The organism is Paenibacillus lutimineralis (assembly GCF_003991425.1).
Classification (GTDB): domain Bacteria; phylum Bacillota; class Bacilli; order Paenibacillales; family Paenibacillaceae; genus Fontibacillus; species Fontibacillus lutimineralis.
This window is the reverse complement of sequence record NZ_CP034346.1, coordinates 2,487,591-2,507,915: the sequence shown is the minus strand read 5'-3', so window position 1 is coordinate 2,507,915 and position 20,325 is coordinate 2,487,591. Positions and strand designations below refer to the sequence as shown.

At 47.5% G+C, this 20,325-nt stretch carries 19 protein-coding genes; 1 reads left to right on the top strand and 18 read right to left on the bottom strand.

From position 1 onward, the window contains the following. Positions 1 to 12 precede the first annotated feature (12 nt). Together EI981_RS10610 and EI981_RS10605 are read right to left on the bottom strand one after the other, a co-directional pair. Positions 13 to 465 (bottom strand): hypothetical protein, encoded by a 453-nt coding sequence (locus EI981_RS10610; RefSeq protein ID WP_126997925.1) that lies wholly within the window; start codon positions 463 to 465, stop codon positions 13 to 15. Further along, positions 465 to 1,001: an RNA polymerase sigma factor gene (locus tag EI981_RS10605; protein WP_227011790.1), complete on the bottom strand. Its 537-nt coding sequence runs from the start codon at positions 999 to 1,001 to the stop codon at positions 465 to 467. The genes EI981_RS10610 and EI981_RS10605 overlap by 1 nt, the downstream gene beginning before the upstream one ends. A gap of 615 nt (positions 1,002 to 1,616) precedes the next feature. On the opposite strand from EI981_RS10605, the gene EI981_RS10600 reads away from it, so the two are divergent. Then, entirely contained in the window at positions 1,617 to 2,450 is an 834-nt protein-coding gene (locus EI981_RS10600; protein ID WP_126997923.1) for a lytic polysaccharide monooxygenase, read from the top strand. Between the two features lie 81 nt (positions 2,451 to 2,531). On the opposite strand, the gene EI981_RS10595 is transcribed toward EI981_RS10600, so the two are convergent. The 16 genes from EI981_RS10595 to EI981_RS10520 form a co-directional block, all read right to left on the bottom strand. Continuing rightward, on the bottom strand, positions 2,532 to 3,215 hold the full coding sequence (locus tag EI981_RS10595) for a DnaD domain-containing protein (protein ID WP_126997921.1): 684 nt from the start codon (positions 3,213 to 3,215) through the stop codon (positions 2,532 to 2,534). A gap of 20 nt (positions 3,216 to 3,235) precedes the next feature. Beyond that, positions 3,236 to 4,531, bottom strand: coding sequence for an asparagine--tRNA ligase (asnS, locus tag EI981_RS10590; RefSeq protein WP_126997919.1), 1,296 nt, complete (start codon positions 4,529 to 4,531; stop codon positions 3,236 to 3,238). 47 nt (positions 4,532 to 4,578) lie between these two features. Beyond that, positions 4,579 to 5,784 carry an acetate/propionate family kinase gene (locus EI981_RS10585; protein ID WP_126997917.1) on the bottom strand — a complete coding sequence of 402 codons (1,206 nt, stop codon included), beginning with the start codon at positions 5,782 to 5,784 and terminating at the stop codon, positions 4,579 to 4,581. Then, a complete protein-coding gene (locus EI981_RS10580; RefSeq protein WP_126997915.1) occupies positions 5,781 to 6,653 on the bottom strand; it encodes a 3-hydroxyacyl-CoA dehydrogenase family protein in 873 nt (290 codons plus the stop codon). The genes EI981_RS10585 and EI981_RS10580 overlap by 4 nt, the downstream gene beginning before the upstream one ends. Positions 6,654 to 6,789: 136 nt before the next feature. After that, positions 6,790 to 8,292 (bottom strand): AAA family ATPase, encoded by a 1,503-nt coding sequence (locus tag EI981_RS10575; RefSeq protein ID WP_126997913.1) that lies wholly within the window; start codon positions 8,290 to 8,292, stop codon positions 6,790 to 6,792. Next, entirely contained in the window at positions 8,285 to 8,818 is a 534-nt protein-coding gene (locus tag EI981_RS10570; RefSeq protein ID WP_126997911.1) for a hypothetical protein, read from the bottom strand. The genes EI981_RS10575 and EI981_RS10570 overlap by 8 nt, the downstream gene beginning before the upstream one ends. A 273-nt stretch (positions 8,819 to 9,091) precedes the next feature. Next, positions 9,092 to 9,577: a cell wall elongation regulator TseB-like domain-containing protein gene (locus EI981_RS10565; RefSeq protein ID WP_126997909.1), complete on the bottom strand. Its 486-nt coding sequence runs from the start codon at positions 9,575 to 9,577 to the stop codon at positions 9,092 to 9,094. A 38-nt stretch (positions 9,578 to 9,615) separates the two neighbouring features. Further along, the gene (locus tag EI981_RS10560; protein ID WP_126997907.1) at positions 9,616 to 10,914 is read right to left on the bottom strand and encodes an amidohydrolase; all 1,299 of its coding nucleotides are present in this window, start codon (positions 10,912 to 10,914) and stop codon (positions 9,616 to 9,618) included. Beyond that, positions 10,904 to 11,554 (bottom strand): redox-sensing transcriptional repressor Rex, encoded by a 651-nt coding sequence (locus tag EI981_RS10555; RefSeq protein WP_126997905.1) that lies wholly within the window; start codon positions 11,552 to 11,554, stop codon positions 10,904 to 10,906. The genes EI981_RS10560 and EI981_RS10555 overlap by 11 nt, the downstream gene beginning before the upstream one ends. A 33-nt stretch (positions 11,555 to 11,587) precedes the next feature. After that, entirely contained in the window at positions 11,588 to 14,452 is a 2,865-nt protein-coding gene (gene dinG / locus EI981_RS10550) for an ATP-dependent DNA helicase DinG (RefSeq protein ID WP_126997903.1), read from the bottom strand. Between the two features lie 211 nt (positions 14,453 to 14,663). Continuing rightward, positions 14,664 to 15,293, bottom strand: coding sequence for a tetratricopeptide repeat protein (locus tag EI981_RS10545; RefSeq protein WP_227011789.1), 630 nt, complete (start codon positions 15,291 to 15,293; stop codon positions 14,664 to 14,666). Between the two features lie 128 nt (positions 15,294 to 15,421). Beyond that, positions 15,422 to 15,805 carry an aspartate 1-decarboxylase gene (gene panD, locus EI981_RS10540; RefSeq protein ID WP_126997901.1) on the bottom strand — a complete coding sequence of 128 codons (384 nt, stop codon included), beginning with the start codon at positions 15,803 to 15,805 and terminating at the stop codon, positions 15,422 to 15,424. Next, the gene (gene panC, locus EI981_RS10535) at positions 15,798 to 16,712 is read right to left on the bottom strand and encodes a pantoate--beta-alanine ligase (RefSeq protein WP_126997899.1); all 915 of its coding nucleotides are present in this window, start codon (positions 16,710 to 16,712) and stop codon (positions 15,798 to 15,800) included. Before panC ends, panD begins: the two co-directional genes overlap by 8 nt. Continuing rightward, positions 16,709 to 17,578 (bottom strand): 3-methyl-2-oxobutanoate hydroxymethyltransferase, encoded by an 870-nt coding sequence (gene panB / locus EI981_RS10530; RefSeq protein WP_126997897.1) that lies wholly within the window; start codon positions 17,576 to 17,578, stop codon positions 16,709 to 16,711. Before panB ends, panC begins: the two co-directional genes overlap by 4 nt. Before the next feature lie 363 nt (positions 17,579 to 17,941). Next, positions 17,942 to 18,919 (bottom strand): biotin--[acetyl-CoA-carboxylase] ligase, encoded by a 978-nt coding sequence (locus EI981_RS10525; protein ID WP_126997895.1) that lies wholly within the window; start codon positions 18,917 to 18,919, stop codon positions 17,942 to 17,944. Between the two features lies 1 nt (position 18,920). Beyond that, positions 18,921 to 20,249 carry a CCA tRNA nucleotidyltransferase gene (locus EI981_RS10520; RefSeq protein WP_126997893.1) on the bottom strand — a complete coding sequence of 443 codons (1,329 nt, stop codon included), beginning with the start codon at positions 20,247 to 20,249 and terminating at the stop codon, positions 18,921 to 18,923. Between the last annotated feature and the right edge of the window lie 76 nt (positions 20,250 to 20,325).

Here is a 20,325-nt window from a genome sequence, read left to right as displayed (position 1 = left end):
ATGCTATCCCATTTACTTATTCAATTTATCGAACCAACCGGTAGTCGCCTTCATCAGCCTATCACTAACCGATACATCCTGATTAGGACGGTGGATTGCCTCATTAGCCCTTGAGAATAAATGATCGAAGAAACCACCTGTCATCAGCAACAAAGTAATCGACGCAGCGATCACGTATTGCAGCCAAGCCTGATTGAACCATCTGCCGATGAAGCTCTGCTCCTTCGCAGGGTCTGCTTTATCCGAGGCATCCGGCAATGAGGTCATCAGCCCCTCTAGCCAACGCTCATCCTCTCTCATTTCTGGCAGTTCACTCTCTAACGATGATAGAGCTTCAGAATAGAGGAGTGCGGCTTCCTCATCTTCAAGCAGCATATTCTCCAACCGCTTCTCTTCTTCCCAAGTTAATTCTCCTTGAATATACGCCTTCCAGATCTGCATGGAAGCTTGATCCTGTGGTCTCACTACCATTCCTCCTCCTTCCAATGCTCTCTCATCCATCTTCTCGCGCGATACAGCTTCGATTCCACCGTCTTCTCGGTGATATCCAGCTCAGCGGCGATCTGACCATAGCTTTTACCGTCCAAGTAGAAGGCCGTAATGATCGTCTGATGCCCGTCCGGAAGCTGCTTGATTTTCTGTCTCAGTTCATCCCTCTGCTCCTCTGCGAGCAGCCCTTGGAGTATATGCTCCGATTGGACCGGCATTCGTGAAGCCAACTCAATTACATCCCCTTGCTGTTCCCTGCGACGCTCCCGCTTGCGCTTCAGATCAATCGCTTTATGTAGAGCTATTCGGGTTAACCAGGTCTTGAAGCCTTGCTCACGGTATTCGGAGAGAGAGTTATAGATCTGCAGAAAAGTTTCCTGCGCAGCGTCCTCGGCTTCCTGCTCATCATGCAGTACTGAGTAAGCTATTCGATAGACATGGTTCCGGTAAGTCTGCACAAGCTCGCGGAACGCTTCCCGGTCCCCTTGTCTGAGCTTCTGAATAAAGCGCACTTCATCCTTTTCGCCAATCTTTCTCCCCTCCTTCCATATAATAGACGTGGGCTAGCTGGGCTACCCCTGCATCATTTTTTAAAAAAAATTTTATTTGTTGTCGCCTACGTTATCTCTACAATTTGTTCCCTGTACTATGTAACGGATATAGAGCAACTTAGTTAGCATCTCTGATTAGATTTCATAGAAAAGAATCATTTGTAAAATTATGCGACCATAAACGCGCTACCAAATAACATATAAAGAAAAATATATCTTTTTATGTAAAGCAATTGACATTTCTAGTATTTTGGAATAATATATAACAAATTTTACTATTAAAAAATTTAATATACGACACACATTGATATAGAGTTCATTTTCATAGGTTTAGTTGATTCTTCTACAGGACACCGACATCATCTCCTGAAGAAGCTCGGCTCTCATTTATCGTTTGGGTTTGGGTATAGGGATTTGATCATAATTGCTAGTTATGAAAGGAGGAGAGTGGTTCACTGCTGCGACTGCACTTCTGAGATCTACATGACCCAAGAATCAAGTCATATGTAAGCGCTAACTTTGTATTAACTAGAATAAAGAGGGATTTATTTTATTTAAACGAAGGAGGAGATTAATATGACGGTTCAAGCTTTTGCTGGCACTCATTTCTCAAGACTGAAGATGCTCTACGTTACAGCAGGTACCTTATTTCTCATCTTTGCATGCTCTCTGATCTTCGCGAATAGCGCTTCCGCACATGGCTATGTTGTAGACAGCCGCGCACATCTGTGTTCAACTGGACAAAATACGAACTGTGGGGCTATCGTCTACGAACCATTTAGTGTAGAAGGCCGTGGTGATTTCCCTGAGTTCGGCGTACCTGATGGCAAAATCGCCAGTGCCGGAATATTCCTGGAGCTTGATGCACAAACATCAACTCGCTGGAGCAAAGTGAATATGACCGGCGGTGAACATACATTCCACTGGAAGATCGTCGCTAACCATAGCACGAACACCTGGGACTACTATATTACTAAGAAAGGCTGGGACCCGAATTCGCCGCTCAAGCGCTCCGATCTGGAGTTGTTCTGCAGATATGTCGATGACGGCGCAATCCCGCCGAATGACGTCTACAATGACTGCTTCGTTCCGAATGACCGTGAAGGATATTATGTCATCGTCGCTGTATGGGATATCGCGGACACGCCAAATGCCTTCTATCAAGTTATGGACGTGAATCTATCCAAGAATCCGTCTGCACCTACAACACCGGCTCCAGGCTTCCCTGGTGATCCTGACCGCTTCGGCGAATATCTCGTCTGGAATAATGTCAGAGTATACACAGAGGGTGAAATTGTCCTGCACAACGGACAGTTGTGGGAAGCTCTCTGGTGGACACAGAACCAAGAGCCAGGTACGACTGGACAATGGGGACCATGGAGATTGATCGGTCCCGCACCTAATCAGTAACGGCTATATTACTAAGAGCCAGGCTCCTTACGGAGGCCTGGCTCTTCTTATGCAATTCATTGCTTCCTGATCCTGTTCATCTCAGCGGGACCCGGTACGGAACTTCTGAATATGGGCCTTCGCATCCTCTACCGTCTTGACGCGATTGCGGCTCCATTCCAGTAGAATCCGGTCGATGTAGCGGAAATGAACCTTGCCGGCAAATACCGCTTCCTTTAGAGCCAGCAGGATCAAATCCTCCGGATAACCGTCCTGATCCACCCAGCCGGAGATCGTCTCACATTCCATCGGCGACAGCGGACGAGCAAATTCCTTCTCGAAAATAACGAATAAGTTACGTTGCTCTTCCTCCTTCGGCGCAGGTGCCGAGACTTGCGCTTCAGCCTGCCGCCCGGCGGCACGCTGCTCTGCCAGACATTTCCCTAGCTTCTCATACATCCCCGATAGATTGTAACGCTCCGATTGAATCCCGGTAGCCTCATCCATGAAGTCATCGATACTAAGCCAGCCTTCCTTCATCAGCCGTCTGATGACAGGGGAGAGCCCGCCAGGCGCAGTGCCCATCCGCAGCTCCAGTTGATCGATAGAAGGAAAATCATTATACTCCACCTGCTTAAATGAAAGCAGCTGAACGAGCAGCATGACTTCCATTTCATCTAAATGGAGCTGCCGGTAATGGACGAACAGAACATGAGGAATATTCACCATTGCCGCCTCAAGTCCGAAGGAAATCCCTTTGGACCATACTTTCCAGCTATCGTTCATCTCTATCTTAACCACCCTGCTTATGGATATAAGCGATACAGCATCCGTGGGAACGGAATCGTCTCACGAACATGCTCGAGTCCGCAAACCCAAGCCACCGTACGTTCCAAGCCAAGACCAAAGCCGGAATGCGGTACAGAACCATATCTACGCAAATCCATATACCATTGATAAGTTTCTGGAGACAAATTATGCTCCTTGAAACGTTCTTCCATCAATTCTGGATCATCGATCCGTTGCGATCCCCCGATAATCTCGCCATAGCCTTCAGGTGCGATCATATCAGCGCACAATACAACTTCAGGCCGGTTAGGGTCAGGCTTCATATAGAATGCTTTGATGCCTGCCGGATAGTTCGTAATGAACACCGGTTTGTCATAGCGTTCAGCAATCGCAGTCTCATGCGGCGCTCCGAAATCTTCGCCCCATGGAATATCGAAGCCTTGCGTATGCAAGTATTCGATCGCATCATCATACGAAATGCGAGGGAAAGGCGCCTTGATATTCTCCAGCTTGGAGATATCGCGGTCTAGTGTCTCCAGTTCAAGACGGCAGTTCTTCAATACCGATTGAACAACGTGAGTAACGAAATTCTCCTGTACAATGAGGCTTTCCTCGTGGTCCGTGAACGCCATCTCCGGTTCAATCATCCAGAACTCGATCAAATGACGACGAGTCTTCGACTTCTCAGCCCGGAATGTCGGTCCAAAGGAATATACTTTACCGAGTGCCATCGCTGCTGCTTCCATATAGAGCTGGCCGCTCTGTGTCAGATAGGCATCCTCATCGAAATATTTTGTATGGAACAGATTGGTTGTTCCTTCCGCCGAGGTCGGAGTCAAGATTGGCGGATCCATTTTTGTAAATCCGTTCGTGTTGAAGAACTCCTGAATCGCGCGGATAATCTCTGCACGAATGACCATAACCGCGCGCTGCTTCGGACTACGCAGCCATAGATGACGGTGGTCCATCAGGAAGTCTACTCCGTGCTCTTTCGGCGTAATTGGGTAATTCTCTGTCAAATGAATAATCTCAATATCCGTTACTGTCATCTCGTAGCCGGATTGACTGCGAGGCTCTTCACGAATAACTCCGGTAACATACATGGAGGATTCCTGGGTCAGACTCTTGGCCTTCTCCCATACCTCTTCACCCACTTCGCTCTTCACGACAACGCCCTGGATATATCCAGTACCGTCGCGAAGCTGCAAAAACTGAATTTTGCCGCTGGAACGTTTGTTATTGAGCCAGCTGCCAATGACGACAGTCTCGCCAACATGCTCGCCAACTTGACGAATCACGCTTTTGTTCGCCATGCCCATCTCTCTCCTCTTAATAGGTTGAACACTTACTTTTAAGTAAACTAGTTATTCTCCTGAACGATGCGGTACGTGTCACGCGCAATCATCAATTCCTCGTTGGTCGGAATAACCAATACTTCCACCTTCGAATTCGGCGTAGAAATACGGCGCGGATCTCCGGAACGTACCTTGTTCAATTCTGGGTCAATCTCAACACCGAGGTAAGTCAGGTTCTCACATACCTTCTCTCTGACGACTACAGAGTTCTCCCCTACACCTGCTGTAAACACAATTACATCAACGCCGTTCATCGCTGCTGCATAAGACCCGATATACTTGCGTAGACGGTATTCATACATTTCAAACGCCAATGTTGAGTTTGGCTCGCCTTCAGCCATACCATCAGTAATATCGCGCATATCACTACTGCTTCCCGAGATCGCAAGCAGACCACTATGCTTGTTCAGCATCGAGTTAACTTCGCTAATCGAGAGCTCTTCTTTGTTCATGACAAACGTAACGACAGCTGGATCGAGATCACCACTGCGAGTTCCCATCATGAGGCCTTCAAGTGGTGTTAGGCCCATAGAAGTGTCCATAGACTTACCGTCTTTGACAGCTGTTAAGCTAGCGCCGTTTCCGATATGACAAGTGATGATCTTCAGATCTTCGAGCGGACGGTTCAAGTACTTTGCCGCTACCTTGCTCACATAGTCATGAGATGTACCGTGGGCTCCATAACGACGAACCCGGTGCTTCTTATATAATACTTTCGGGATCGGATACAGATATACCTTCTCGTCCATCGTCTGATGGAAAGCTGTATCGAAGGCAACAACCTGAGGTACCCCAGGCATATTCTTCTCCGCTGCATTAATACCCAGAATAGCTGGCGGATTATGAAGAGGGGCCAAGTCGAACAGACGGCGGATTTCCGATTTTACATCGCCCGTAACAAGCGCAGAACCTTTGAACGCTTCTCCGCCATGAACGACGCGGTGGCCTACAGCTTGAATCTCTTCTACGGAGTTCAGAACGCCGTGCTCTTTATCGGTCAATTTGTCAAGCACTTTACGGATAGCCGTTGTATGCTCGAGGATTTCACTAACTTCAGTAACTTCCTCTTTGCCTGTTGCCTTATGATTCAGGATCGAGGAATCCATACCAATCCGTTCAACCAGGCCTTTAGCCAATACCGATTCATCGGTCATATCATACAATTGATATTTCAAAGATGAACTACCTGCATTAATTACGAGCAATTTCACACCCGGTCACCATCCTTATCGTATTTGAAAAATCCTTCACCAGTTTTCACACCGAGAGATCCGGCGCGAACCATTTTCTTCAACACGAAGGAAGGGCGATATTTAAGTTCGCCAAATTCACGGAACATGCGCTCAAGAGCAGCAAGTACCGAATCAAGACCAAAGCGGTCGGCCATTTCCAGAGGCCCGTATTGGAATTGATAACCGATGCGCATTGCATCATCAATATCCTCGGCCGTAGCTACGCCTTCGCCAAGTACATGCAGAGCTTCATTAATCATCAAGCAGATGATTCGGGAGGTCACGAAGCCTGGGGATTCGTATACCATAATTCCGTGCTTATCTACAACTTCTTCCACGAAAAGTTTGGTCTCTTCGAAAGTGGATTCCGAAGTTTTCAATCCGCGAATAATTTCAACGAGATTAATTTTAGCTACTGGATAGATGAAATGCATACCAATAACGCGTTCTGGATATTTCGTGGAGCCGGCAATTTCAGTCAAGCTGAGGGTGGAAGTATTGCTGGCCAGAATAATGTTGCTTGGGCATACCTGATCCAATTGCTTGAATACCTTTTTCTTGGCATCCAAATCCTCCGAAATGGTCTCGATGACCATATCACAGGTACCGAGTTCGGCAAAATGAGTTACTTTATGAATTTTGGATAAGATCAGTTTCTTCTCAGCCTTTGTGATTGCCCATTTCTCGAGCTGCTTATCAAGGCTCGTCTCAATCATGCTATAAGCATGGTTCAGTTTGTCGTTCGTTTCTTCAACGAGCAGTACATCAAGTCCTTTAGCTGCAAGCATCTCAGCAATCCCTTGCCCCATTGTGCCGCCGCCTATGACACCTATCTTTTTGAAATTCATGGTTCTCTCGCTCCATCCTTTCATGATCTTACGTAATATTGTACCCCAGATGTCGAATAATACATCTTTTTATACCCAACATATAATAATATCTTAGCACGAAGAAAAAGTAAAAAAAAATAACCGGCATCATGTTTTATGCCGGTAAATTACTGATTTCACTAAATTGACATCGGAATTGTTCCCCAGACAGTCTTTCTTCCTTTAAAAGGATTTCTAAGGAATTGTCGAATATCGCCGAATGGTCGATTAGAATTTGCTTGGACTTGGCAGCAAGCTCATCCAGTATTCTGGAATTCTCTCTCATGAGCACTTCCTTCGTCATCATATCCATATTCATAATTCCCAAAGAGGTAAGGCCGGATGTCATCATCGTCTGAACAATGTTCAAGGCCTGCTCAAAGTCATTACTTGAACCCGTGCTTCGTCCTCCGTAATAGATTTCCTCCGCCGCTGCTCCCGCCAGCGCAACGATAATCTGTCCTTCAAGATAATCTTTGGTATATAAATATTTCTCATCCTGCGGATTATGTCGAACATAGCCGAGCGCCCGACCGCGCGGACTTAAGACGACCTGATTGACGCTACCTGGCGAGACAACCTCGGCAGCAACGGCATGGCCAAGCTCATGCACAGCAACCCGTCGCTTCTCTTCCACGGTTGACTCACGATCCGTCTTCTCCCCAAGCATGACCTTATCGATTGCTAGCGACAGATGCAGCTGTGTGATCAGTTCCTCGGATTCACGCATCGCATAGATCGCTGCTTCGTTCATCACGCTCTCCAATTGCGCACCCGAGAAGCCATATGTCTCCTCGGCTACCTTCTCCAGATCTACATGCTCGGCCAGTGGCTTATTCTGAGCATGAAGCTGAAGGATGTGCCCACGCCCTCTTTTGTCGGGAAGATCGACTTGAATATGACGGTCAAATCGACCTGGACGTAATAGGGCATTGTCGAGCATCTCTTTGCGGTTGGTGGCTGCGATTAACAGAATACGAGGTGTATCCGAAGTATAGATCCCATCCATCTCCGTCAACAGTTGGTTCAGTGTCTGATCGTATTCACGCTGCTGTCCACCCTCGCGCTTACCGCCTATCACATCAATCTCATCGATGAAGATAACGGCACTTTCTTTATTTTCCTTCGCGGCACGGGTACGCGCATCTTTGAATAAATCGCGGATCCGGCTTGCCCCAACCCCGACATACATTTCAACAAATTCACTACCGGAAGCGGCCACGAACACGGAATTCGTGTATTGGGCGGCGGCTTTAGCCAGCAGCGTCTTCCCCGTTCCCGGCGGCCCTGTAAGCAGGATGCCTTTGATCGGCCGGATACCGAATTTCGTTATTTCTTCATAACGGACCATGAAATCAAGCGCCTCGATCAATTCTTGCTTAGCGCTCTCCTGGCCACCGATCTCTGCGAACGTCAGCTTTGCCGGTCCATTCTTTCTGCGTCTACGATCTTGTGCTGCACCTACGGCAATTCCGCCGCGCATCTTGGCCAGAATGAACAAACCGCCAACGATCAAGCCGATGAATACCAAAGGCAATATATTAACGCCGATAAATGCTAGAAAAATAAGCAGTACGGGTACTACGCCAATGATCATTTCCGTTATTCTCTTACGCATTAGGCCATGCCCCCATTCGCTCTGGAACGCGAGGCAGAATTATAAATTTACTAGCCTTGCCGTCTGTAAGTGTTATATACACATTCTTATCATCCATTTCAGCCTTCGCTGTAATAGACTTATTCTGCTGCTGTAGTTGATCAAGCGCTGTATTAATATCGGTATATTGCTTGTTCTCCATCGCTTGGGCAATCGGGAACAGAACCTTGTTCCATGCTCTGTTCAGATCACGATTCGATTGATCCTTAATCTCAAATGACAACTGACGCTGACCCACCCACTTCTTGCCATCCTCTTGAATATACTTGACCAGTTCTCCTAGGTCGGTGCCGGGCTTAAGATCCAGCTTCAAGGCTACTTGCTGCCGGTTTATATCGGATTCGACGCTGTTCACGCCGTCAAATTGCTTCACTGTCTTCTCGAACGGGCTCTCTACCACCCAATGCTGATAAGAATACCAGCCGCCAAATAATAGCAGTGCGGAAACCGCAACACTAGCCGCGATCGTTCCAATTCGCAGTTTCACGAGATGTCCCCCTTCAGTATGATATATAAATTGTATATACTTTAATCTATCAAAACAACTGGATTTAGTATATCACACCTTATACCCAAGAAGAAAGTGAAGTGTGAACATCCTTTTAAATCTAAGATATTAAATGTTTCCATCCCTGGCTATTCTCTCTTATATACATAAAAAAACAAGCCCTGTTCAAAAGAAATCAAAGCGCATCGATCGCATAGTAATGCTACGATTTCACTTTTCTTTTGGAACAAGACTTGTTATCTGTCTTCAGTTCTAACGATTTGGCAATGTGAACATTTCTGATAACGACTCACCATTGCTGAAACTATAGAAACGGTAATAATAATGTGAATTATCTTTATAGAACAATTGCCATACATATTGATTGTTATATATACCCGGAGTCAATCTAACAATATTGATTCCAGGCAACTGATCTTGTATAATCCTACGAATCTCCGGCTCGGATACCCCTTCGGATAAGGGTTTCTCTACTGCTGCTTTCCCTTCGGGCAGCCAGACCATGACCTCTACGCCGTCCGCATTTTTACCTTGAACGACCCAGCACACCTCATCCCAGACCGACTTCCACACCTTTTCCGATTCAACAAGCCCGGTCTCTTGTCTGGCCAGTGCTACCGCCGCATTCTCTCCCTGCCAAATATCCTCTTGAATATATAAATAGAAGCGGTAAAGGCCAAAGAAGATGATCAGCAGGATCACAATGGAGAGCAGAATCCATTTGGTTCTATTCTTCAACCTTCTCTTCCTTCCCAGTTAGAGTTCTAATTCCCACCTTACCGACCGAGAAGTCCTTCAAAGGCCGTTTGCGCCTCATAACGAATGCGCTCCTCATCCAGCGTCAAACATTCACCGTGACGGATAATCTGCTTGCCATCGACCCATACATGCTCTACGTCCTTGGGACCTGCTGAATAGACGATATGAGAGATATAATCAGTCCGCGGCAAGAAGTGAGCTTGGTCTGTATTTACGGCGATCATGTCGGCCTTCATTCCAGCTGCCAACTTGCCCGTATTGTTCAAGTAGAGCGATTTCGCTCCATACTCTGTTCCCATACGAAGAGCTTCAAGAGCAGGTACGGCCGTCGGATCGCCGGACACCCCTTTATGGATTAAAGCGGCCAGCCTGATCTCCTCGAACATGTCGAGATTGTTGTTGCTCGCTGGGCCATCTGTACCTAGCGACACCGTAACGCCTGCTTTCAGAAGCTCCGGTACCCGCGCTACCCCGCTAGCCAGCTTAAGGTTGCTGCCCGGGTTATGAGAGATTGCCACCTTGTGGGCGGCAAGAATCTCAATCTCTTCATCGGTCAGATGCACCGCATGAGCTACCAGAGATGGACGGGAGAAGAAGCCCAGGTTAAGCAGATGTTGAACAGGACGTACGCCATACTGGTCAACATTTTGTTGGACCTCCGCTCGTGTCTCGGACATATGTGTGTGTAATGGCAAATTAAGATCATGCGCTGCCTGCACAAACCTCTCAATATAATCCGGCGGGCATGTGTACGGAGCATGCGGCGACATCATTGTTGTAATCCGTCCTTCGGCCTTCCCGTGCCAATCACGAGCAATGCGAATCGCTTCGGCCAGCTTCTGATCCTGCAGTTCAGGCGGACAGAGACCGATAACACCGCGTGTTAGAACACCGCGGATGCCCGATTCCTCAACAACCTTACCCACTTGATCCATATGATCGTACATATCTAGGAAGGTCGTAGTTCCACCTTTGACCATTTCCAGCACAGATAAAGAAGCACCCCAATATACATCCTCAGGAGTGAATTTCGCCTCCATCGGCCACATCTTCTGCTCTAGCCATTCCTGAAGGACCATATCGTCTCCGTAACCACGCAGCAATGACATCGCCGTATGCCCGTGTGAATTGACGAGGCCCGGCATGAAGAGCAGGCCTTTGCCATCATAAGTCTCCGCACCTTCTACGCCCTCAGGCCGCTCCTCGCCGATATAAGAAATCGTATTTCCTTCGATCAGCATATAGCCATGGACGATCGGACTTTTCTCGTCCAGCACTGCAAATGTACCATTCTTAATCAACCATTTACGACTCATTTTCCGGTAATTCCTTTCCACTCTGCAAATAATAAGCAAGACTAATAAGGTCTGTTGTGAAATCTGCCGCATGGATACGCACGTCAGAAGGAACCTTGATGATTGTGGGCGCAAAGTTGAGAATTGCCCCTATACCTGCGGCAACAAGCTGGTCGGCAACGCGCTGCGCCTCCACATCAGGTACCGTAATAATTCCGATCTGAATATGCTTGTCTCTTACCGTCTGCTCCAGCTCCTCGATCGGCTGAATCGTAATGTCTTTGACCTTCTTGCCGATCTTGTCCGGGTTGGCGTCAAAGACTGCGATAATCCGCATATTATCCTTCACGTACGTATTGTAATTGGACAAGGCTTGTCCCAGATTACCAGCTCCGACGAGAGCCACGTTAATCTGCTGGTCCAAATTCAGAATTTGCCGTATTTTCTCGATCAAGTATGAGACGTCATACCCGATCCCCTTCCGACCAAAGTCGCCGAAATAAGCGAGATCTTTGCGGATTTGGGCTGGATTTAGATCCAGCTTCTGTCCGAGCTCCTGGGAAGAAACCGTCAAGACCTCGCGATGGCTTAATTCATTAAGAAACCGCAAGTATACAGGCAATCTGCGTACAACCGCATCTGAAATTTTTTCTGATTTCATATATTTTCCCCCTACAGGTGCATTTCGAAGAAATTACGACTCTTCGTCATCGTTTAACCATTCTGAGATCCGTGGAACCATTTGCGATAATGTCATATGCTCCATCTTCGGTCCCGGTAAAGAATACAAAAAGTATTTGCCATAATAAGATTCCAAGATGCGAGTATCATATACAACGACAATTCCTCGATCCGCAGAAGATCGGACTAGACGCCCGAACCCTTGCTTGAAGCGAATAACCGCCTGAGGCACCGACAGCTTCATGAAGGGGTTCTTCTTCTCCCTCTGAAGCCGCTCACTCTTAGCCTCAACCAGCGGGTGATTCGGCGGCTGGAACGGCAGGCGGACAATCGCCAGGCTCGTCAATGCTTCGCCAGGAATATCTACGCCTTCCCAGAAGCTGCTCGTCCCGAGCAGCACCGATGCTTGCTGCCCTTGAAAACGACGGGTCAACTTCGTTCTGCTGCCACTATCCATACCCTGTCCAATGACGGTGATTCCTTCATCGGACAGCCGCTCTTTTAATGGGTCATATACTTGTCGCAGCATCCGATAGGATGTGAAAAGAACAAGCATCCGCCCCTTGGTAGCAATTGCTGTATCCGCCAAAGAACGCACCAGAGTCTGAATAAAATAATCATCGCCTACGCTGCCCTTAACACTCGGGAAATCCCGCGGTATGAGCACTAATGCTTGCTCCCTATAATTGAATGGAGAAGGCAGCATCGCCGTCATCAAACGGTCTGTATTAGCCGCTTCCTGAAGACCGAGCTGTTCAATGACATATTGAAACGATTTATCAACGGTCAATGTCGCCGAAGTCATAACTACACTCTTCTTCTTATCGAAGAAATATGCCTTTAATTGAGCGCTGACATCAATCGGTACGGCAAAAATCTGCAATGAACGATTGCGGTAGTTCCCATTAGCTTCAAGCCAATATACCGTATTCTCATCCTCCAGTTTCATGAAGAAACGGAGCGTCTCACGTTCATTAGCCAAATCCTTGAACAGTCCGCTGATATCCGTAATCAAGCTCTCAGCACCGTAGTCATCCTGTTCCTCTCGGATTTCAGCTACCATTCGCTCGCCTTTGCGGAGGATATCCCCCAAGGTAATATATATCGAGTTTTCCAATGTAGTTAGAGCATCCCAGGACTTGGGCTTCTTATCGGGCAGAAGCCGCGTTACGAACTGCCCCGGATCTCCAGGGGCCGCATCGGAACGCTCAGGTATTAAAGCGAACAACAATTCGCTTAGTTTATCCCAATTCTCCTTCACCTCGATCAATGACGGATACATCTCGTCAATGACCGTCATCCATTTCATCGCCGCTTCTGCTCCCGCTTGCTGGAGCATGAAGTGCAAGGATGGAAGCTGTCCCGTCTTGCTGTCCTTGAACAATCGGGTCAGAGTATGGATAACTGTAAAATATTTAAGCTGCAAGCCAAGATGCTTGCCGGCAACATCCTCAAGATGATGGGCCTCATCGATGACCAAGCGATCATAGCTTGGCAGAAGCTGATGTCCTGCTTGAATATCGGTGAACAGCTTGGAGTGATTCGTTATGACGACATCGGCTACACCCGCTTCATGCTTGGCACGGTGATAGAAGCATTTGCGGAACCAAGGGCAGGAACGTCCAAGACAAGAATCGGATTCACTAGCCACTGTTTCCCAGAAATCGCTGCCGCGATTTCCGAGATTTAGCTCCTCATCATCCCCGGTTTCCGTCTGAGCGAGCCACACGATCATTTGTGCGGCCGTCATCACCTCTTCTTTTGGGGTTGTGAAATCTCTTCTATTTATTTTATGTTCAAATTTGCGCAAACACAAATAATGCTGCCTTCCCTTGAAGATAGCGGCCTGGAACGGAAATGGTACGACCTCCGTTAATAATGGAAGATCCCGCTCCCTGAGCTGCTCTTGCAAGTTAATCGTATGAGTGCTGATTATGACCTTCTCATCCTGCTTCACACTATGGTAAATCGCAGGCAGGAGGTATCCAAGTGACTTCCCGGTACCCGTACCAGCTTCAATCAAAAGATGCTTATCTTCGGCAAAGGCCTGGTTCACCTGGTCCAACATCATGGTCTGGGCTTCACGTTCTTCGTATTCAGGCAGCTTCAGCTTCAGCTGTTCTCGGACCTGCTCCATGAACTGTTCAAAGGACACGTCCTTGAGTGGATTCACAAGCATATGATCCCGGGCTGGCTCAATATCCATCCAGTCATCGACCTGGAGGGCGAACTGCCGATAATACGTGAACCCATCCGGATTAACGCCTAGCTCCTTCTGCTGCTTCTCCTGAAGCATCGCATCAAAGAACCAGGCCAGATCACTGTCCTCATTGTTGAACAGATCAGACAGCCGCTGCAGTGTAAGCAGAGGCAACTGCTCGATTTCTTCCAGACACTTGAGGAAGATTAGAGCCGTAGCAAGCGCATCGCTATCTGCCTGATGGGGCCGATCATGCTGCACATTGAACTCCTGCGATACCAAACCTAGCTGATAGGTGGATAGCGAAGGAAAGAATATTTTCAGAAAGTCCATCGTATCGAGAATGCGTCCGGAAAAAGGCAAATATCCCGTCTTATCGAGAGCGCTCTGTAAATAATTGAAGTCAAAAGCTACATTATGTCCAACCAGAACTGCATCATCGAGTAATGGAACCATCTCCATCATAACCTCGTCCAATCCAGGCGCCTCTTTGACATCCTCTTCAGTAATTCCGGTCAAGCCTGTAATAAATGGAGGTATTGGGATTCCCGGATTTACATAAGAGCGATAAACTTGTGAAATTGTCAAATCATGGTCTATAATGGCAAGCCCAGCCTGAATAATCTCATCAGAGGACTGATTGCCTGTAGTTTCAAAATCAAGTACCGCGTATTTCATTTTCTCGTTCCAAAGTCCCTTCCATCCAGTCTCATAAACAGCATAACAGAATATAGCCATTTTGAAAATTAACTAACATTTTATACAAAAGATAAGAAAACTCCGGACGAAGCAAATTTTATATTCAAAAACAAAGCGATGCCTCGTCATATGTCGAGTGCATCGCTGGTAGATAAAACGCTGATAAGCTCGGCTCGATTCATTCTGTACGTTACATTAAGGGAGACAGTTCATCTCCAAATTTCAGCTTTCCCGTACTGCTGTCACAGGCCTGCAGGTTCATCAGGGGTTCAGGCAGCGTCGGATCGCTTTGATGAGCTAAGGCGAAGTATTCTTTCGCCTTCAGACGCTTACCCCTCTGAGCCTCGATACAGCCTAGCGCATTATAAATAATGGAACGAAGCCGATTGTTGGTCGCCTTCTCCAGCACGGCGATGAAGTGTGAAGAAGCTTCGGATAATTGCTGCAAATGCAGATGACACATCGCTAAATAAGTTCGGCCAACAAGACCATCCGGATAATCATGCACAACGTTCTGAAATTGTTCGAGCGCTTTTGAGAACATCAGGAGCTTATAGTAGCCTTCCCCTTTCTCATAAGCATCGCATTTCATCTCAGGAAGAACAATGTTAGCATCCTCAGTTTCATTCCAGTTTTGCCTGACAGTTCCCATCTTCTCTTCAAAGTTCAGCCATTCTTCAATAATTTCGTCACTCATGTGCTTAAGGAGGTTCCACTTATGCGTGAGTTCCTGCTTCTGTGTTCCTTGGGCATTCGGATAAAATTTTGATATCTCATCCAACATTTCATTCATTTCCGCAAACATATGTTGAAACATCATCCGCATCCCACCCCTTAAAAAATGAAATCAGTGCGAGCCTTAAGTTCATTTTTTGTTCCGGGAGGACTTTTCATTCCCGCAGGCATTAATTGCATACCCATACTAAGGAATCAAGCTAATCGCCCTAATTAACGAATGGTCGAATGCAGCTCCTTAGATGCCTTCTCGACGGGTTTATTATCTTCTCCGACAAATACGACCGTCGGCTTGTAGTTCTTGATCTCTTCATTCGACATCTGAGCGTAAGAAATAATAATAACGGTATCCCCTGGCTGTACCAATCTTGCTGCAGCTCCATTGAGGCAAATTACTCCGCTACCTCTAGGTCCTGGAATGACATATGTTTCCAGCCTGGCCCCATTGTTGTTGTTGACGATTTGTACCTTCTCATTCTCCAGAAGGTCGGCGGATTCCATCAAATCTTCATCAATTGTAATACTCCCAATGTAATTCAGATTTGCCTCTGTAACCGTTGCGCGGTGAATCTTGGATTTCATCATCGTTCTATACATGGATAGCCTCCCCCTTTCCCGTTAACAATACGTTATCAATCAGTCTTGTCGTACCGAATTTGACGGCTACAGCGACTAGAATCGCTCCGTGCGCCTTCAGCTCACTGCTGAGGGAGTTTGTCTCCTGAAGCGCGGTTAAGCCTGGAAAAGCGGCTATCTCCACATAATCGATCTCTGCCAAAGGCTCACTGCCAATCTTCTGCATAAGCTGCTGGCGTGCTTCCATCACCGTTGTTGCTTGACCACTATATACATCGGCCTCCAACTGCTTCAAACTGCGGGACAGAATCAGGGCTGATTCGTGTTCCCCAACACTTAGGTATACATTGCGCGAGCTTAGTGCCAAACCATCGTTCTCACGAACGATCGGGCAAGGGACGATTTCAATATCGAAATTGAGATCCTTGACCATTTGTGCGACAACAGCAACCTGCTGGGCATCCTTCTGACCGAAATAAGCACGATTTGGTGCAACGATATTGAACAGCTTGCTAACTACTGTCGTTACCCCATCAAAATGACCAGGACGGGTTGCCCCGCATAACTTCGAGGTCAGCTCAGCAACAGCGACCTTTGTCTTCGTTGGCTGTGGATACATTTCTTCCACACTCGGCATAAATACAGCATCGACACCTTCGTGTTCAGCCAGTGCCAGATCGCGCTCCGCGTCCCGTGGATAACGATCCAAATCTTCATTCGGGCCAAATTGAATCGGATTGACGAAAATGCTCAGTACAACCAAATCGTTCTCCGTTCTTGCTCTTCTCAACAAGCTGGCGTGGCCCTCGTGTAAATACCCCATCGTAGGGACTAGTCCAATTTGTAGTTCCTTGCCTTCCCTAACAGCGCTAATTCGCCCAGATTTCAGAAATTCCTTTAGCTCAGATATCGCGGTGAATACTTTCATGAATGAATTTCCGCCTTTCCTTTGCCATACAGATTGTCCAGCACTCCATCTTCAGCGGCAAATACATGCTCCTCTGCAGGGAACTGCCGCGTCTTGACTTCTTGCACATATGCGGAGATACCGCTACGGATTTGCTCTCCAATATCTCCGAAGGTTTTAACGAATCGTTTATTGCGGTAATTCGAAGTATATTTAAGTACATCGTGATATACAAGCACCTGTCCGTCACATCCGCGGCCAGCACCAATTCCAATAGTAGGAATAGACAGCTCGGATGAGATATAAGCTGCAACCTCTTCTGTCACAAGCTCTAACACGATACCAAATGCGCCTGCTTGCTCCAATGCTCTGGCGTCCTCAAGCAGACGCTTCGCATCAGCTTCATCCTTGCCTTGGATCCGGTATCCACCGATTTGATTGACAGATTGCGGCGTAAGTCCGATATGGCCCAGCATCGGAACCCCGGCCTGAACAATTCGCTTAACGGTATCAGCGATCTCTGCCCCGCCTTCCATCTTGACAGCTTGAGCATGCCCTTCTTGCATAATCCGGCTCACCCCACGCAGTGTCTCGTCAATACTTCCGTGATATGTCATAAACGGCATGTCGGTCACGATGAACGTATTCTTAGCGCCTCTCGCTACTGAACGGGAATGGTATACCATATCGTCCAATGTTACGGGAATCGTCGTGTCATAGCCCAGCACAACATTGCCAAGCGAATCCCCGACCAGAATAATATCAACCCCGGCCTCTTCAGCAAGCACCGCTGAAGGATAGTCATAAGCAGTGATCATAGAGATCGGGTCGCCATCCTGCTTCATCCGTTTCATTTTCACAATGTTTAACATTTGTTTTCCAGCCATAATCCTATCTCCTCCTGGTTTGTCGTTTTCGATGCGGTATCTCGAACACAACAAAAAAACCTTTTAGTTACGCACTAAAAAGGTCCGAATCCAAAGAAGAGTCACTTTCGATCGTCCCTTCTGTCTCGGTCCTCTTCGGCTCAGAGCAGAATCCAACGCTTACCTGACGTTATTCACTTGTAGAGGTAACACGTAACTATACGTCTATAGCTTGTGTAACAAGCTATTCCTTGATGAATACTTATATCTGCTAAATCGCCATGCTATACCGCTCGAAAAGAGTGCAGTTCGATAACCTCGATACCGCCTCCTGCGAACAGTATAACAAATTATTATTTATCAATAAAGAGGTTAGTTCAACCTCTATATCCTGTCCAACTGGATTTCACCGGAGTAGATGGTCCGTTCCTGACCATGCTGATCAGTGATCAGTAGGGCGCCTGAAGGATCCAGACCGATTGCAATCCCACTGCTCTCTCCCTGAGGTGTTCTGATCAGTACCTGGCGACCGATTGTTACGGATAAAGCTTCCCATAGATGGCCGATCGGAGCAAAGCCCTCTTCATTGTACAAATTGTACAGCTGCTCCAGCTCATACAGTATTTCTGCGATCAGAAGAGTACGGTCTTGCTTGCTGTCGCTCTCGATTCGAAGCGAAGTCGCAACGGAGCGTATCTCTTCAGGTATATCCTCCAGCTGCTGATTCACATCGATACCAATCCCAACAATACAATATTTGAGCAGCTCGTCCTCACTAATCGATTCAACCAGAATCCCGCACAGCTTACGACCCTCAATCAGTAGATCATTAGGCCACTTGATACCAACGTCAACCCCGGTGGCCTTGCGCAAGGCGCGGCATACACCCACTGCTGTCAATAGCGTAAGCTGAGCTGCAAAGGCGATCGGCTGGCGTGGCTTCAGCAGCATACTCATCCAAATTCCCTTACCGGATGGGGAGTACCATTTCCGTCCTTGCCTACCCCGCCCTACGGTCTGCTCTTCAGCTATCACTAGCGTTCCTTCAACGGCATCTTGCTCAGCCAACGCTCTGACTTCATCCTGTGTCGTCTTAACGACATCCATAACGTGAATTTGGCGTCCGAATGTTACAGTCTGCAGTCTTGACAGTACATCTTCTCCATGGATTCGTTCCGGCGAATGAATCAGCCGATATCCCTTACGTGAGACCGCCTCAAACTCATAGCCGTCCTGTCGCAGCTTATTAATCTGCTTCCAAACCGCTGTTCTGCTGATCGACAACCGCCGACTTAACTCTTCGCCTGATATATATTGTCCGGGATGATCCAGCAGCATTTGCAATAAACGATTAGATTCCATCTCAATTCACCACGTCTTTCACATGCTCCAACAACGCTTCACGGTCGTTGACCAATTCGCCCATAGCTACGGACTCCAGCATTTGCTTCATTAACTGTCCGAGCCATGGCCCCCCCTTTTTACCAGTACACTGTATAACATCACTTCCAGCTATCGCCAAATCACGCAGCTCGTATACCGTCATCCCTTCATGCCACTCTCTAACTTGATCGAGTAGGCGGTTCAAGAAGTCCAGCTCAGCAAGCTGCTTCCATTCGGGAACAGGATAGCTGGCTTGGGCAACCTCTTGTAGCAGCGCCTGATGACATTCGAGCCAGTTGACCACCGTATCGCTGCCATAAGCAAGCTCCAATAGAATCCAGGCGCGCCGTAATTCTTGTACATCTTGCTGATCAGCAGGAGATAGAGTATTCAGACGATCCAGCCACTGTTCGTCGAATCTGATCAGCTTGGTGGTCCGCTCTACAATCAGGTTAGAGAACGTCCAGTACCGCATCAACCCTTCAGCTTCTTCTGCATAGATATTAAGTCCTCTTAACAGCAAATACAGACGCTTCACTAGACTGGACACGAACGGATGCTCCATTGTTCTTATATAGCTCTCCCGAAGTGGCTCGGGATAAGAGACCGGATATTTTACTTCATTGATCATACCGCTTCGCTGAATCAGAGCTAGTCCATGCAATGGACGAGGCCCTTCAATAACCCGCTCAAATTCCGCGCGAATTCGTTCCATAGCAATGAAGGACAACATGCCTCTTCCGGCTAAAAGGGCTCTCCACAAGCTCTTCACTGGCTTGAAACCGAATACGGAGGCAAATCGAATCGCCCTCATCATCCGTAAGGCGTCCTCTTCGAATCGCTCCCCTGCTTGACCAACGCAGCGAATCAAGCCAGCCGCGATATCCTCTCGTCCACCGAATGGATCAATCAGTCGCCCGTCCATGCCGAGCGCCATTGCATTCATTGTGAAATCGCGTCTTTGCAAATCTTCTATGATGGCATCGACAAATTCGACCCGAGAAGGCCGGCGATGATCCTCATAATCCGATTCTTTGCGGAAGGTCGTTACTTCAAATGAATAATCGCCCATGAGTACCATCACTGTTCCATGCTGAATCCCGGTGGGAACAGTCCGGTCAAAGAGTTCGATAACCTGTTCCGGTCTAGCCGAAGTAGCGATATCCATATCATGAACCTCGCGGCCCATAATTTCATCACGCACGCATCCTCCAACGAAATAAGCTTCAAAGTCATGCGCGATCAGTGTATGTAACACCGCTTCCCCCTGACAGTACATCAGGGGGTCTACCTGTTTCCATGAATCCATTCTATTACAAGCCTCCATGCTAATTAATCGATCAGAGGTTGTTCATAAAGTCCGCTTTTGATAAGAAAACCGATCG

Coding starts and splice junctions, on each gene's coding strand:
- EI981_RS10600 (WP_126997923.1), top strand. CDS start 1,617: ATGACGGTTCAAGCTTTTGCTGGCACTCATTTCTCAAGACTGAAGATG.
- EI981_RS10545 (WP_227011789.1), bottom strand. CDS start 15,293: ATGATGTTTCAACATATGTTTGCGGAAATGAATGAAATGTTGGATGAG.
- panC (WP_126997899.1), bottom strand. CDS start 16,712: ATGAAAGTATTCACCGCGATATCTGAGCTAAAGGAATTTCTGAAATCT.
- dinG (WP_126997903.1), bottom strand. CDS start 14,452: ATGAAATACGCGGTACTTGATTTTGAAACTACAGGCAATCAGTCCTCT.
- asnS (WP_126997919.1), bottom strand. CDS start 4,531: ATGGCGAACAAAAGCGTGATTCGTCAAGTTGGCGAGCATGTTGGCGAG.
- EI981_RS10555 (WP_126997905.1), bottom strand. CDS start 11,554: ATGAAATCAGAAAAAATTTCAGATGCGGTTGTACGCAGATTGCCTGTA.
- EI981_RS10560 (WP_126997907.1), bottom strand. CDS start 10,914: ATGAGTCGTAAATGGTTGATTAAGAATGGTACATTTGCAGTGCTGGAC.
- panB (WP_126997897.1), bottom strand. CDS start 17,578: ATGGCTGGAAAACAAATGTTAAACATTGTGAAAATGAAACGGATGAAG.
- EI981_RS10580 (WP_126997915.1), bottom strand. CDS start 6,653: ATGAATTTCAAAAAGATAGGTGTCATAGGCGGCGGCACAATGGGGCAA.
- EI981_RS10595 (WP_126997921.1), bottom strand. CDS start 3,215: ATGAACGATAGCTGGAAAGTATGGTCCAAAGGGATTTCCTTCGGACTT.
- panD (WP_126997901.1), bottom strand. CDS start 15,805: ATGTATAGAACGATGATGAAATCCAAGATTCACCGCGCAACGGTTACA.
- EI981_RS10520 (WP_126997893.1), bottom strand. CDS start 20,249: ATGGATTCATGGAAACAGGTAGACCCCCTGATGTACTGTCAGGGGGAA.
- EI981_RS10525 (WP_126997895.1), bottom strand. CDS start 18,919: ATGGAATCTAATCGTTTATTGCAAATGCTGCTGGATCATCCCGGACAA.
- EI981_RS10575 (WP_126997913.1), bottom strand. CDS start 8,292: ATGCGTAAGAGAATAACGGAAATGATCATTGGCGTAGTACCCGTACTG.